General features: G+C 41.3%; 11 protein-coding genes. 9 read left to right on the forward strand and 2 right to left on the reverse strand.

All coding sequences use genetic code 11. From position 1 onward, the window contains the following. Positions 1-3 precede the first annotated feature (3 nt). Entirely contained in the window at positions 4-3,183 is a 3,180-nt protein-coding gene (locus tag DXB58_RS18250; RefSeq protein ID WP_122137777.1) for a TonB-dependent receptor, read from the reverse strand. Positions 3,184-3,422: 239 nt separating this feature from the next. On the opposite strand from DXB58_RS18250, the gene DXB58_RS18255 reads away from it, so the two are divergent. From DXB58_RS18255 to DXB58_RS18285, 7 genes are all read left to right on the forward strand, one after another. Then, positions 3,423-4,421, forward strand: coding sequence for a GNAT family N-acetyltransferase (locus tag DXB58_RS18255; protein ID WP_008999808.1), 999 nt, complete (start codon positions 3,423-3,425; stop codon positions 4,419-4,421). Positions 4,422-4,596: 175 nt separating this feature from the next. Beyond that, complete coding sequence (gene mce / locus DXB58_RS18260) at positions 4,597-5,001, forward strand: methylmalonyl-CoA epimerase (protein WP_008999807.1); 405 nt, start codon at positions 4,597-4,599, stop codon at positions 4,999-5,001. Between the two features lie 28 nt (positions 5,002-5,029). Further along, entirely contained in the window at positions 5,030-6,583 is a 1,554-nt protein-coding gene (locus DXB58_RS18265) for an acyl-CoA carboxylase subunit beta (RefSeq protein WP_008999806.1), read from the forward strand. A 31-nt stretch (positions 6,584-6,614) separates the two neighbouring features. Next, entirely contained in the window at positions 6,615-7,535 is a 921-nt protein-coding gene (locus DXB58_RS18270) for an OadG family transporter subunit (protein ID WP_008999805.1), read from the forward strand. Positions 7,536-7,558: 23 nt separating this feature from the next. Continuing rightward, the gene (locus tag DXB58_RS18275; RefSeq protein ID WP_008999804.1) at positions 7,559-7,990 is read left to right on the forward strand and encodes a biotin/lipoyl-containing protein; all 432 of its coding nucleotides are present in this window, start codon (positions 7,559-7,561) and stop codon (positions 7,988-7,990) included. Between the two features lies 1 nt (position 7,991). Beyond that, positions 7,992-9,152 carry a sodium ion-translocating decarboxylase subunit beta gene (locus tag DXB58_RS18280; RefSeq protein ID WP_008999803.1) on the forward strand — a complete coding sequence of 387 codons (1,161 nt, stop codon included), beginning with the start codon at positions 7,992-7,994 and terminating at the stop codon, positions 9,150-9,152. A gap of 221 nt (positions 9,153-9,373) precedes the next feature. Beyond that, positions 9,374-10,720: a lipopolysaccharide assembly protein LapB gene (locus DXB58_RS18285; RefSeq protein ID WP_122137778.1), complete on the forward strand. Its 1,347-nt coding sequence runs from the start codon at positions 9,374-9,376 to the stop codon at positions 10,718-10,720. A 114-nt stretch (positions 10,721-10,834) separates the two neighbouring features. On the opposite strand, the gene DXB58_RS18290 is transcribed toward DXB58_RS18285, so the two are convergent. After that, the gene (locus tag DXB58_RS18290; protein ID WP_008999802.1) at positions 10,835-11,839 is read right to left on the reverse strand and encodes a class II fructose-bisphosphate aldolase; all 1,005 of its coding nucleotides are present in this window, start codon (positions 11,837-11,839) and stop codon (positions 10,835-10,837) included. Between the two features lie 450 nt (positions 11,840-12,289). Here DXB58_RS18290 and DXB58_RS18295 point away from each other — a divergent pair, with 450 nt between their 5' ends. Together DXB58_RS18295 and DXB58_RS18300 are read left to right on the forward strand one after the other, a co-directional pair. Then, positions 12,290-12,544: a type B 50S ribosomal protein L31 gene (locus tag DXB58_RS18295; protein WP_005678397.1), complete on the forward strand. Its 255-nt coding sequence runs from the start codon at positions 12,290-12,292 to the stop codon at positions 12,542-12,544. Positions 12,545-12,786: 242 nt separating this feature from the next. Next, the gene (locus DXB58_RS18300) at positions 12,787-13,194 is read left to right on the forward strand and encodes a hypothetical protein (protein WP_032853677.1); all 408 of its coding nucleotides are present in this window, start codon (positions 12,787-12,789) and stop codon (positions 13,192-13,194) included. The last annotated feature ends 57 nt before the right edge of the window (positions 13,195-13,251 follow it).

The raw sequence follows: 13,251 nt of genomic DNA on the forward strand, positions 1-13,251 counted from the left end.
GGATTAAAATGAAAGATTAAGACCAAAGACCAACTGCTTTGTCAATGGATAGTTCAAACTGCCATTCATTTCCGGATCATAATCCTTCAATAAATGACTTTTTGCAAGTACAAACGGATTAGTAATCGTTCCATATACACGAAGTTTACCCAATCCCAATTTCTTTGCTAGTCTATCAGGCATGGTATATCCCAAAGTGATATTCTTGATCTTGAAGAATGATCCATCTACATAAGACAATGCTGAAAAACCCGGATAATAACCTAACTTATCCTTAATAGAAGCGTCCATTGCAGGAAAATCGTTCGACGGATTTGCTTCAGACCACACATTAAAATAAGTAGGATAATTATTCAATCCTGTCGGATCATAATCTGTCAATACGGAATATTTAATCATTTGCCCCCAACGCATATAAATACTTAAATCAAAATCTTTATATGTGAACGTATTTTGGAATCCCATTGTCCAATCCGGAGAGTTATGTCCCAAAACTTGATAGTCATCTGCAGATACAGAATAAGTATTAGAAGCGTCATAGCGAATTTCCTGTCCGTCAGCATTCACTTTCGTATAGTAAACACTACCGTCTGTATCAGTATGCCGAACCATGTCAGGTACATTAATCTTTATTGATCCCGGCTTCAAACCGAATACAGCCGCATCTGCTTCCTCATCTTTCTGCCAGATACCATCCAATTTGTACTGATAAAAAGAGTTGATAGCACTTCCTACAGCATAGGTATAGTCCCCATTTGTCACTTTATCATTTTCGGTTCCAGACAGTTTCGTAATCTCTTCCTTGTTATATGCAAAAGTCAGAGCAGATGTCCACTGGAAGTTTTTTGTTTCAATATTCCGAGTATTCAAAGCCAATTCGATACCCTTATTTTTTGTTTCGCATAAATTCACATTTGTCAGATACTGTCCTGTTGCCGAATAATTATAAGCACCATTTACCACAGGCAAATATTTTTGCCATATCACACCTTCCGTTTTAGTCTTATACATATCCAATGTTAAGTTGATGCGATTATTCAAGAATGCCACATCAATACCGATATTGGTGTTTTTTGAACGTTCCCATGTCAGTTCCGGATTGGCAATTGTCTGGGTAAGATTATATATTTGCGTTTTATCGCCCCCTAAAGTCAACCATCCGGATTCCAAAGAAGAAGAGGAAGAATAAGGATCGATACTAGCCGTACCGGAAACACCATACCCCACACGAAGTTTTAAATTATCCAACCAGTTTCTTGTACTTTCCATAAACTTCTCATCAGAAATGCGCCAGCCTAATGAAACGGCCGGGAAATTAGACCATTGATGATCTTTAGCCAAACGGGAAGAACCATCCCGACGGATAGAAGCAGAAAATAAATATCGGCCTAATAAAGAATAGTTGACACGTCCTACTAATCCAACTCCTTTAGACATAGAATAACTGGACGAGTTCTTTTGCACGGCTGCTTTTTCCAATCCTTCCCATAAATATTTGTTGTTGGCAATACCCGTTCCTGTCATTTCTGTATTATCAGTCTGATTATGATTCCAGGTAGATACACCGGTAAGAGTAAATTCATGTATCTTAGCAATATTGAAATTGTAAGTTACGATATTCTCCCATTTATAATTATATGATCTGTTTTGAGTAATCTTGGCATTTGTATCTGTTTCTACGTTTCCACCCGCTTTATAAAAGTTGTATGAACCATCTCCCTGGAAACTATTCGAACGAGAATAAGTCAATGTTCCGTTCACACGTGACTCCCAGGTCAGTCCCTTTATAGGAGTAATTTTAATATACGGATTCACATATAATTTAGTATTCTGGGATTGGTTTCTCCAGTTACTTTTATTATTCATCAAAAGATTTAAATAATTGGCATCTCCCTCAATCGGATAAGGATTAATATTGCCATTTTCATCATAGATCTCACCGTAAGGAATAGCAGTCATACCATCTTGAATCTTTGCAAAAGGCTTATTCTGATGCACATAAGATGCCTGAATACTGATTCCCGTGCTAAACCATTTATTGATCGTATGATCGATACGAATATTAGTTGAATACAGTTTATAATTATCATCATTATATTGTCCATTTTCATCGGAAAAGTTCATAGACATATAAGCCTTTGTATTTTTCGTACCTCCCGAAACCGACAAACTGTAATTCTGAACAGTTCCCGTATGCAGTAACTCATCCACCCAGTCGATATACTTCCCGTTTTTGTATGCCTCATAATAAGCAGGATTAGTAAACATATTGGCATCATCTACATAAGTACCCGCATTTTTATGAGCTGTACGCAATCCTTCCATATAAGTTTCCCCCTGGCGGACTTCCGGCATCGTAGACCAACTGTTTATACCAAAAAATGCATTAAAATTAGCCGTCAACTTTCCTTCTTTTCCACCTTTGGTAGTAATGATAACGACACCATTGGCACCGGAAGAACCATAAACAGCAGTGGAAGAAGCATCTTTCAACACCTCGATAGATTCGATATCATTCGGGTTCAAAGTAGCATAATCACCCGGCATACCATCAATAATAAACATAGGATTACCACTTGCTGTCAATGAACGGTTACCACGCAATTGCATTTTCACTCCTGAACCCGCTTGACCTGATTCTTTCGTGATATCCAATCCCGCTACTTTACCTTGTAATGCTTCCATGGGGTTCGTTCCGGGATTCATCGTGATATCTTCCGATTTCACCGAAGCAACCGCTCCCGTCAAATCACGTTTTTTCACTGCACCGTAACCAATTACAACAACCTCATCCAAAGCCTTTGTATCCGAAACCATTTTCACATTGACCGGTCCATTCCCCGCCACTGTTACAGTTTGTTCTTTGTAACCGATATAGGAAATGACCAGTTCTTTTCTTCCCGCCGGAAGATTGATAGAGAAATTACCGTTAAAATCAGTAATCGTACCTGTACTTGTTCCTTTCACAACAATAGAAACGCCAATCAGCGGCTCCCCGCTTTCATCAATGACAGTTCCTTTCACTGTCTTCGTTTGTGTGACAACTTGCACCATAGTATTAGATACTCCATCTTCTGCATAAACAGAATATGACAGAGGGGCAGACAATAAAGACAACCCTAAAATCATGGAAGCGCGTCTATGATGATTCTTCCATGCTTCAACAAATGCATTGTATCTCATTCGTTCTAATTTAAAGTTAATATTAATTCTCGTTGTTTTGCAAAAGCTATTCGATTATAATCTTATTTAGAGACGAACATAATTTATACACGTACTCACTTTTCACACCATTTTTCTCTTAAAAGATACATTTTTTCCAATAAATCCGCAAAGATAAACAGTACTTTACTTCAAGCATCTCCAACAAATTCTTTGTTTTGTTGTTGAATAAAGAATAAAAAGTGTAAATTTGTACCTAGATGCCACTTAAACTAACGACATATTATCAAGGGAAGGATATTCCTGAATTGCCGGGAAAAAATACCTTCCATTCCAAAGAGTTATTTCAGATTTATGAAGCAACTCCTGGATATACTCCTTTATTAATAGTAGCAACGGAAGACGGCAGACCGGTAGCACGCCTGCTAGCCGCTATCCGCAAAGCAAAGAAGTGGCTCCCTTCCTCTTTAGTGAAACATTGTGTAGTATATAGCGAAGGTGAATTTCTAGACGAATCCCTTTCTGCCAATAAAGAGAAAGCAGAAGAAGTCTTTGGGGATATGCTTGAACATCTCACGCAGGAAGCATCACGCAGCTGTGTCCTGATCGAATTCCGAAACCTGAACAATTCGATGTTCGGTTACCGGGTTTTCAGAGCCAACGATTATTTCCCTGTCAACTGGTTGCGGGTACGCAATTCGTTACACAGTATGAAAAAAGTGGAAGACCGGTTCAGTCCGTCACGCATTCGGCAGATCAAAAAAGGACTCAAAAATGGAGCCAGAGTAGAGGAAGCACATACAGTGGAAGAAATACGCGACTTCTCACGGATGCTGCACAAAGTCTATTCCTCCCGCATACGCAGATATTTTCCTGCCAACGATTTCTTCCGCCACATGAACAACATGTTAATCAAAGGAAAACAGGCAAAAATATTCGTTGTAAAATATAAAGAGAAGATCATCGGCGGTTCCGTCTGCATCTATTCGGGAGACGATGCATACCTCTGGTTTTCAGGAGGTATGAGAAAGACGTATGCACTTCAATATCCGGGCGTGTTGGCCGTTTGGAAAGCATTGGAAGATGCGCACCAACGGGGATTCCGCCACATGGAATTTATGGATGTGGGACTTCCATTCCGCAGACACGGCTATCGTGATTTCGTTCTCCGTTTCGGAGGAAAACAAAGCAGTACTCGCCGCTGGTTCCGCGTCAGTTGGAGTTGGTTGAACAAACTTCTAGTCAAATTTTATATCTAAATGTAATCTCAAGATTACAAAATGACTCTTTATGTTCCTTTCCCACCATTTTTTCTGCTTTATTACCCAACAATTAAATGCAGAAATATTTCTTTATTAGGTAAGAATTGTCTTTCTTTGTGCTGTTTTATGCCTTATAAGCACAGATTTAAAACCAAATAAAAAAAGTATAGTTATGAAGATTTCACACATTGAACATCTGGGCATTGCTGTAAAAAGCATTGAAGAAGCCCTTCCTTACTACGAAAATGTATTAGGTCTGAAGTGTTACAACATTGAAACAGTGGAAGATCAGAAAGTAAGAACCGCTTTTTTGAAAGTAGGCGAAACCAAAATCGAACTGTTGGAGCCGACTTGCCCTGAAAGTACCATTGCCAAATTTATTGAAAACAAAGGTGCAGGTGTTCACCACGTTGCATTTGCTGTAGAAGATGGCGTAGCTAATGCTTTGGCAGAAGCAGAAAGCAAAGAAATCCGCCTTATCGACAAAGCTCCCCGCAAAGGTGCTGAAGGTTTAAGTATCGCTTTCCTTCACCCGAAATCAACTCTGGGCGTGTTGACAGAACTCTGCGAACATTAATCATAAACTCTAAAACCAACAAGAACTCATGAGTAATCAACTTGAAAAAATTAAAGAGCTTATTGAACGCCGTGCCGTAGCACGTATCGGAGGCGGTGAAAAAGCAATTGCGAAGCAACACGAAAAAGGGAAATACACAGCACGCGAGCGCCTGGCTATGCTGCTTGACGAGGGTAGCTTCGAAGAAATGGACATGTTCGTTGAGCACAGATGCACGAACTTCGGTATGGATAAGAAACATTATCCGGGCGACGGTGTAGTAACCGGTTGCGGTACAATCGAAGGACGTCTGGTATATGTGTTCGCACAGGACTTCACCGTTTCTGCCGGCTCACTGTCAGAAACAATGTCACTGAAGATTTGTAAAATCATGGATCAGGCAATGAAGATGGGTGCTCCATGCATCGGTATCAACGACTCGGGTGGTGCACGTATCCAGGAAGGTATCAATGCTTTGGCCGGTTATGCAGAAATCTTCCAACGCAATATCCTTGCTTCCGGTGTTATCCCACAGATTTCAGGTATCTTCGGTCCTTGTGCCGGTGGTGCTGTTTATTCTCCGGCTCTAACCGACTTCACGCTGATGATGGAAGGTACTTCTTATATGTTCCTTACCGGACCGAAAGTTGTAAAAACCGTAACAGGTGAAGACGTTAGCCAGGAAAACCTCGGTGGCGCAAGCGTTCACTCCACTAAATCAGGTGTGACTCATTTCACCGCTAAAACAGAAGAAGAAGGTTTCGCCCTGATTCGCAAACTGTTAAGCTATATTCCTCAAAACAACCTTGAAGAAGCTCCTTATGTAGATTGTGTAGATCCAATCGACCGTTTGGAAGACTCTTTGAACGATATTATCCCCGACAGCCCAACTAAACCGTATGATATGTACGAAGTAATCGGCGCTATCGTGGACAACGGTGAATTCCTTGAAATCCAAAAAGATTATGCAAAGAATATCATCATTGGTTTTGCCCGTTTCAACGGACAGTCAGTAGGTATCGTTGCTAACCAGCCTAAATACTTGGCAGGTGTGCTCGACAGCAATGCATCTCGCAAGGGTGCACGTTTCGTACGTTTCTGCGATGCATTCAATATTCCTATCGTATCGTTGGTAGACGTACCGGGATTCCTTCCGGGAACAGGTCAGGAATATAACGGCGTTATCCTTCATGGAGCTAAATTGCTGTATGCTTACGGTGAGGCTACTGTGCCTAAGGTTACGATCACATTGCGTAAATCTTACGGAGGTTCTCACATTGTGATGAGCTGTAAGCAACTTCGCGGTGACATGAACTATGCATGGCCTACTGCCGAAATTGCAGTAATGGGTGGTGCCGGAGCAGTAGAAGTATTGTACGCACGCGAGGCTAAAGATCAGGAAAATCCTGCTCAATTCCTTGCTGAAAAAGAAGCAGAATACACGAAACTGTTTGCCAATCCTTACAATGCAGCTAAATACGGCTACATTGACGATGTGATTGAACCGCGCAACACACGTTTCCGCGTGATCCGCGCTTTGCAGCAGTTACAGACTAAGAAATTGAGTAATCCGGCTAAGAAGCATGGTAATATTCCGTTGTAATCCAACTTTTCACATTAAAACAAGAACGATTATGAACAAAACCAAAATCGGAATATTCCTTTCTTTGCTATTGCTGATTGGGCTGACTTCTTGTGGAGAGAAAAAGTCTAACAACAAGTTGGTGCTGAATGAAATCCTGATAGACAATCAGAGTAACTTTCAGGACGACTATGGATTGCACAGTGCATGGATTGAAATATTCAATAAATCATTCGGTAGCGCCGATCTGGCAGCTTGCTTGCTGAAAGTAAGCAACCAACCAGGCGATACAGTTACTTATTTTATTCCGAAAGGTGACGTACTGACCTTAGTGAAACCACGTCAACATGCCCTGTTCTGGGCAGACGGCGAGCCTAACCGCGGTACTTTTCACACAAGTTGCAAGTTGAATCCGGAAACAGCCAACTGGATTGGCTTGTACGACTCCGGCAGAAATCTGCTTGACCAGATTGTAGTGCCGGCAGGCGCTCTTGGTCCCGACCAATCATACGCTCGCGTAAGCGACGGAGCGGTAAACTGGGAAGTAAAAGGTGGAAGTAGTGACAAATACGTCACTCCGAGCACCAACAACCAGACTCTTGACAGCAATGCCAAGATGGAAAACTTCGAAGAACATGATGCGGTAGGTATCGGTATGTCTATTTCTGCCATGAGTGTAGTATTTGTCGGATTGATTCTTCTTTATATTTCCTTCAAGGTTGTAGGCAGAGTTGCAGTCAACTTGAGCAAACGTAACGCCATGAAATCCAAAGGCATCGACAAACAAGAAGCGAAAGAGCTGTCACAGGCTCCGGGCGAAGTTTATGCTGCTATTTCTATGGCATTGCACGAAATGCAGGATGAAGTGCACGACGTAGAAGAAACGGTACTGACCATCACTCGTGTAAAACGTAGCTACTCACCGTGGAGTTCGAAGATTTACACCTTGCGTGAAACTCCTCCCAGAAAGTAAGTCACCTTTTAAAAAGTAAAACGATGAAAGAATATAAATATAAAATCAACGGTAACTCATATAAAGTAACCATCGGAGATATTGAAGATAATATCGCTCATGTAGAAGTGAACGGTACACATTATAAAGTGGAAATGGAGAAACAGCCTAAAGTGGCTCCGAAACCAGTAACAGTACGTCCTATGCCTAATGCTCCTACTGCTCCTACTCAAGTAGTGAAACCAGCTGCTCCGTCTACCGGAAAATCGGGAGTGAAATCTCCGCTGCCGGGCGTTATCCTCGACATCAAAGTAAATGTAGGCGATACTGTAAAGAAAGGCCAGACTATCATTATATTGGAAGCCATGAAGATGGAAAACAATATCAATGCGGATAAAGACGGTAAGATTACTGCCATCAACGTAAACAAAGGTGACTCTGTTCTTGAAGGTAATGACCTCGTAATTATTGAATAATATGGGAGATTTTATAAACTTTTTAGGAAATAACCTCGCCGACTTCTGGACATATACGGGCTTTGCAAATGCTACTGTAGGGCACATTGTTATGATTCTTGTGGGTTTGGGGTTCATCTATTTGGCAGTAGCCAAAGAGTTCGAACCGATGTTGCTGATTCCTATCGGTTTCGGTATATTGATCGGTAATATACCTTTTAATATGGATGCGGGATTGAAAGTCGGCATCTATGAAGAAGGTTCTGTATTGAATATCCTGTATCAGGGAGTGACCTCCGGCTGGTACCCGCCGCTCATATTCTTGGGCATCGGCGCTATGACGGACTTCTCGGCACTTATCTCCAACCCGAAATTGATGTTGATCGGTGCAGCTGCACAGTTCGGTATCTTCGGTGCATACATGATCGCATTGGAAATGGGTTTCGACCCAATGCAAGCCGGTGCTATCGGTATCATTGGTGGAGCAGACGGTCCGACGGCTATCTTCCTTTCCTCCAAGCTAGCACCTAACCTGATGGGAGCCATTGCGGTGTCCGCCTACTCCTACATGGCGTTGGTTCCGGTGATACAGCCGCCTATCATGCGTCTGCTCACCACTAAAAGCGAACGCGTCATCCGTATGAAACCGCCGCGTGCAGTTTCTCACACGGAGAAGGTGATTTTCCCGATCATCGGTTTGTTGCTGACTTGCTTCCTGGTTCCTTCCGGTCTGCCTTTGCTGGGTATGCTGTTCTTCGGTAACCTGTTGAAAGAAAGTGGTGTAACCCGTCGTTTGGCTAATACTGCCAGCGGTCCGTTGATTGATACTATCACTATCCTGTTGGGTCTGACAGTAGGTGCTTCTACGCAAGCTTCCGAATTCCTGACGCTCGATTCTATCAAGATTTTCGCCCTCGGTGCATTGTCGTTCATCATTGCAACTGCATCCGGTGTAATTTTCGTTAAGATATTCAATATCTTCTTGAAGAAGGGCAACAAGATCAATCCATTGATCGGTAATGCAGGTGTTTCTGCCGTTCCCGACTCTGCACGTATCTCACAAATCATTGGTCTGGAATACGATTCGACCAACTATTTGCTGATGCACGCTATGGGTCCGAACGTTGCCGGAGTAATCGGTTCAGCTGTCGCTGCCGGTATCCTGCTTGGATTCTTGATGTAAGAGGCATCCCTACCGGATTTCTATTCGGTATGCTTTAAACATTTATAAGATCACCCGTGTTACATTCAGTTGCAACACGGGTGTTCTTCTTTATATGTAGCCATAGTGTTATCTTCTCTTATCATTCCGTTAATCTATCCAAAACAATCTACGAACAATTCGTAAATAAAATATTTTTAGTAACTTGCAACCAATAAGTCAAACAACTAAAATAAGATTTTATGAAATGGATTATTATTCTGTTCTTCCTTGGTTGCACCATCCCTCTCATGGCACAACACACAGACCATATCCAAGAAGCTATGGCAAACTACGACTACGAGACAGCCCTTTCTCTTATCGCCCAGAAGAAGCCAACTCCTCACCTACTCTTACAGAAAGGCAAAGCATTGCGCGGACTAGGACTCACCACAGAGGCACTCTCTACCTATGAAGAAATTATCTCTAACGATACCACCAATGCCCGCGCATTCATTGAAGCAGCCGAATGTTGCCGGGCACTGGCCAAATACAATCAAGCGCTAAACTATTACGAACACGCCCTTGATCTGAATCCGGAAAACAAATATGTACGTATTCAATACATCAGTTTGCTCCTGACCCGGCAAAAGTTTCGCGATGCACTTGGCGAAAGTAGCCTGATGACGGAAAAAGATAGTTCCGCCATTGTCCTGCATCTGCAAGCTCAAAGTTTTGAAGGGATGGGCGAACTTCTGCCTGCTGCAGGTTGCTATTACAATATTCAGGAGAAATATCCCGACGATTACCTGGCTGCCACCAAACTGGGCGCCTTGAATATATCCGGTTCATATTTCGATGAAGCCATCGAAGCTACAGAAAAATACCGACAGATTGACAGTACCAACATCTCCGTCAACCGGCAGAATGCCTTGGCATATTGCCTCAAACAAGATTATCCCACTGCTATCCGGCGCTATGAATATCTGGTCAGTCAGGGGGACAGTTCCTTCCATACTTGCTATTATCTAGGCATTAGCTATTATGCAGTAGAGAAATATTATGAAGCCCATGACTTTTTGGAAGTCGCCCGTAAATACGATCCCGATAATATCAATCTCCTTTATTACCTCGGCCGGGCCTGCTCTAAAACTTCCTGGAAAAAAGAAGGCGTAAACTATCTGGAAAAAGCAATTGACCTATCTATTCCTAAAGATAGCAGCATGACCAGACTCTATATCGGAATGACCGACTGCTACAAAATGGCACAAATGTATAAAAAGCAAATCGAATCTATCAAAGAACGTTACCAACAGTATGACAAACACAACCATAAACTATTGTACGACATGGCCTATATATACTTCTACGACCTGAAAGACAAGAAAAACACCGAACGCTGCCTGGAAGCATTCCTAAAAACACGCCCCCAAAACAGCAAAGAAGAGGAACCGGAAATAGACGAAAAAGGTGAACTTATTTTGGGAAAATCCAATTATTACAATGCCGCTACCAACTGGCTGAAAGTACTTCGAGACAAACAAAAAATAGAAGAATTCTTTCAAAACGGACACTCGGCATCCATGAAAAATGAACAGAATAAAAAATAAGTATGGCTCTGCTCCGCAATGATATTCGCCGGGACCATATCTAAACCAACAAAAAGGCTGCCACCGTCAACCGGTAGCAGCCTTTCTTTTATTTATGGAATAATCTGGAGATTATTACTGTGCCAATTTGTTGTCAGAACCGAGCACATTAAGGATTTTGTGCTTGTACAGTTTTTCCATGTTGTCACGAGCCGGACCAAGATACTTACGCGGGTCGAATTCAGCTGGTTTTTCAGCAAAAGTCTTACGGATAGCAGCAGTCATAGCCAAACGTGAGTCAGAGTCGATGTTGATTTTGCAAACAGCAGACTTAGCAGCCTTACGCAACCATTCTTCTGGAATACCGATAGCAGCTTTCAGTGCACCACCGTATTTGTTGATAGTTTCCACTTCTTCTTGAGGAACTGAAGATGATCCGTGAAGAACGATAGGGAATCCCGGAAGTTTTTCCATTACAGCGTCCAATACTTCGAAAGCCAATGGAGGAGGAACCATTACGCCTGTAACCGGGTCGATGTGGCATTGTTCCGGAGTAAACTTGTAAGCACCGTGAGAAGTACCGATTGAGATAGCCAAAGAGTCGCAACCAGTGCGAGTAGCGAAGTCGATTACTTCTTCAGGGTCAGTATATGTGTGGTGGTCAGCAGAAACTTCATCTTCTACACCAGCCAATACGCCAAGTTCACCTTCTACAGTTACGTCGAACTGATGAGCGTATTCAACAACTTTCTTAGTCAATGCAACGTTTTCTTCGTAAGGAAGATGAGAACCGTCGATCATCACTGAAGAGAAACCTGAATCGATACAAGATTTGCAAGTTTCGAATGTATCTCCGTGGTCAAGGTGAAGAACGATTTCCGGATGTGCGCAGCCTAATTCTTTAGCATATTCTACAGCACCCTGTGCCATGTAACGCAACAAAGTAGCGTTAGCATACTGACGAGCACCTTTAGAAACCTGAAGAATCACAGGAGATTTAGTTTCAACAGCAGCCTTGATGATAGCCTGCATCTGTTCCATATTGTTGAAGTTGAATGCTGGGATAGCATATCCACCTTTGATAGCCTTAGCAAACATTTCTTTTGTGTTTACCAATCCTAAATCTTTGTAATTTACCATTTTGTTTAAAGTTTATTGTTAGTGAATAAAAATTCTACGCAAAAGTAAGCATTATCCATCGAATAACGAACATCGGAAAGAAAAATATAGTAGAAAAAGGTTTAAATCAGACACCAAAATTTAGCAGGAATACGAGTGTGACATTAGATTGTAATGTCTACCTTGCAAATAAACGGATAAAAGACAGTAAAGCGTATTTCCGCGTTCGATTCATCATTCATCAATATAAGTTATGCTATTCATATATGAATGATGCGAATCATATTATATAGATATATTATAGGTACGGATTGCCTAAATTTAGAAAGCAGAGTATCTTTATCGAAGTTTTTTCCATAAAACCTTTTTCTATTTCACAGAAAAGCATTATCTTTGCGCTCTGAAAATGACCATTACACTATTTCTTACCAAAATAGTAACAGAATATAAATTAAAAAAACAGATACTGAAATGAAAAAAGGCCTTCATCCAGAATCATACCGTCCGGTAGTATTTAAAGATATGTCAAATGGTGACATGTTTTTGTCTAAGTCAACTGTAGCAACTAAAGAAACCATCGAATTCGAAGGTGAAACTTATCCGTTGCTGAAGATTGAAATCTCAAACACTTCTCACCCGTTCTATACAGGTAAATCTACATTGGTGGATACTGCAGGTCGTGTTGATAAGTTCATGAGCCGTTACGGTGACCGTAAGAAGAAATAATTCAATCTTCGTGAAAGATGAAAAAAGAGGAGATTCTCGTAGAGAATTTCCTCTTTTTCGTTTTCTATATTCCTTATTCCTTTTCGCATTTGTTTATTCCTCCCCCCTTCGAAACAAAATGGTTTCAACCGGAATCAGACAGTTTTTAGGGATATAACCCCAAAAAGAAATAAAAGAAATATCACCAAATCCGACTTATTACCAAATAAAGGGAGTACCTTTACCCGACTAATTAAGTAAAAATGGAAATAACTGATTTAAAACAAATGACAAAGGAGGAAGTTTTTAATTTTATCAGACAACGCCTTTCTTTCAATGATGAATTGCTCGAGCAGTTCAGACATGTAAAAAAAGACGATCTCGCAAAAGAACATCGTAGATTCGAAATGTCCGGAAACGAATCAAAAACAGGCTGGTCCACAGTTTTCAATACTGCTATTCTAAATGAGTTTGCCGATCTTGGTATCTATAACTATACTTCTTACCTTTTTCTCGACTTCCACAATGGTACTCCAACCATTTATCTCAAATACTTTCTTGAGGACGAAAATCTGGAATATACATTTAACGGATATACCACAACAGAAATCATATTTGAAGTTTTAGAACTGACTATCTTCTCCGGAAAGCCGGAAAGAAAACGGAACTAAAACGAAAAAACGGTTCTTCGTCAAATTTGGTGGTACTTCTTCTATTGTGAATAAATA

It is taken from the genome of Bacteroides sp. OM05-10AA (assembly GCF_003439055.1).
Lineage (GTDB): Bacteria > Bacteroidota > Bacteroidia > Bacteroidales > Bacteroidaceae > Bacteroides > Bacteroides intestinigallinarum.

What these genes read in the sequence shown, in the direction of transcription:
- DXB58_RS18250 (WP_122137777.1), bottom strand. Translation starts at nt 3,183, where the DNA reads ATGAGATACAATGCATTTGTTGAAGCATGGAAGAATCATCATAGACGC.
- DXB58_RS18255 (WP_008999808.1), top strand. Translation starts at nt 3,423, where the DNA reads ATGCCACTTAAACTAACGACATATTATCAAGGGAAGGATATTCCTGAA.
- mce (WP_008999807.1), top strand. Translation starts at nt 4,597, where the DNA reads ATGAAGATTTCACACATTGAACATCTGGGCATTGCTGTAAAAAGCATT.
- DXB58_RS18265 (WP_008999806.1), top strand. Translation starts at nt 5,030, where the DNA reads ATGAGTAATCAACTTGAAAAAATTAAAGAGCTTATTGAACGCCGTGCC.
- DXB58_RS18270 (WP_008999805.1), top strand. Translation starts at nt 6,615, where the DNA reads ATGAACAAAACCAAAATCGGAATATTCCTTTCTTTGCTATTGCTGATT.
- DXB58_RS18275 (WP_008999804.1), top strand. Translation starts at nt 7,559, where the DNA reads ATGAAAGAATATAAATATAAAATCAACGGTAACTCATATAAAGTAACC.
- DXB58_RS18280 (WP_008999803.1), top strand. Translation starts at nt 7,992, where the DNA reads ATGGGAGATTTTATAAACTTTTTAGGAAATAACCTCGCCGACTTCTGG.
- DXB58_RS18285 (WP_122137778.1), top strand. Translation starts at nt 9,374, where the DNA reads ATGAAATGGATTATTATTCTGTTCTTCCTTGGTTGCACCATCCCTCTC.
- DXB58_RS18290 (WP_008999802.1), bottom strand. Translation starts at nt 11,839, where the DNA reads ATGGTAAATTACAAAGATTTAGGATTGGTAAACACAAAAGAAATGTTT.
- DXB58_RS18295 (WP_005678397.1), top strand. Translation starts at nt 12,290, where the DNA reads ATGAAAAAAGGCCTTCATCCAGAATCATACCGTCCGGTAGTATTTAAA.
- DXB58_RS18300 (WP_032853677.1), top strand. Translation starts at nt 12,787, where the DNA reads ATGGAAATAACTGATTTAAAACAAATGACAAAGGAGGAAGTTTTTAAT.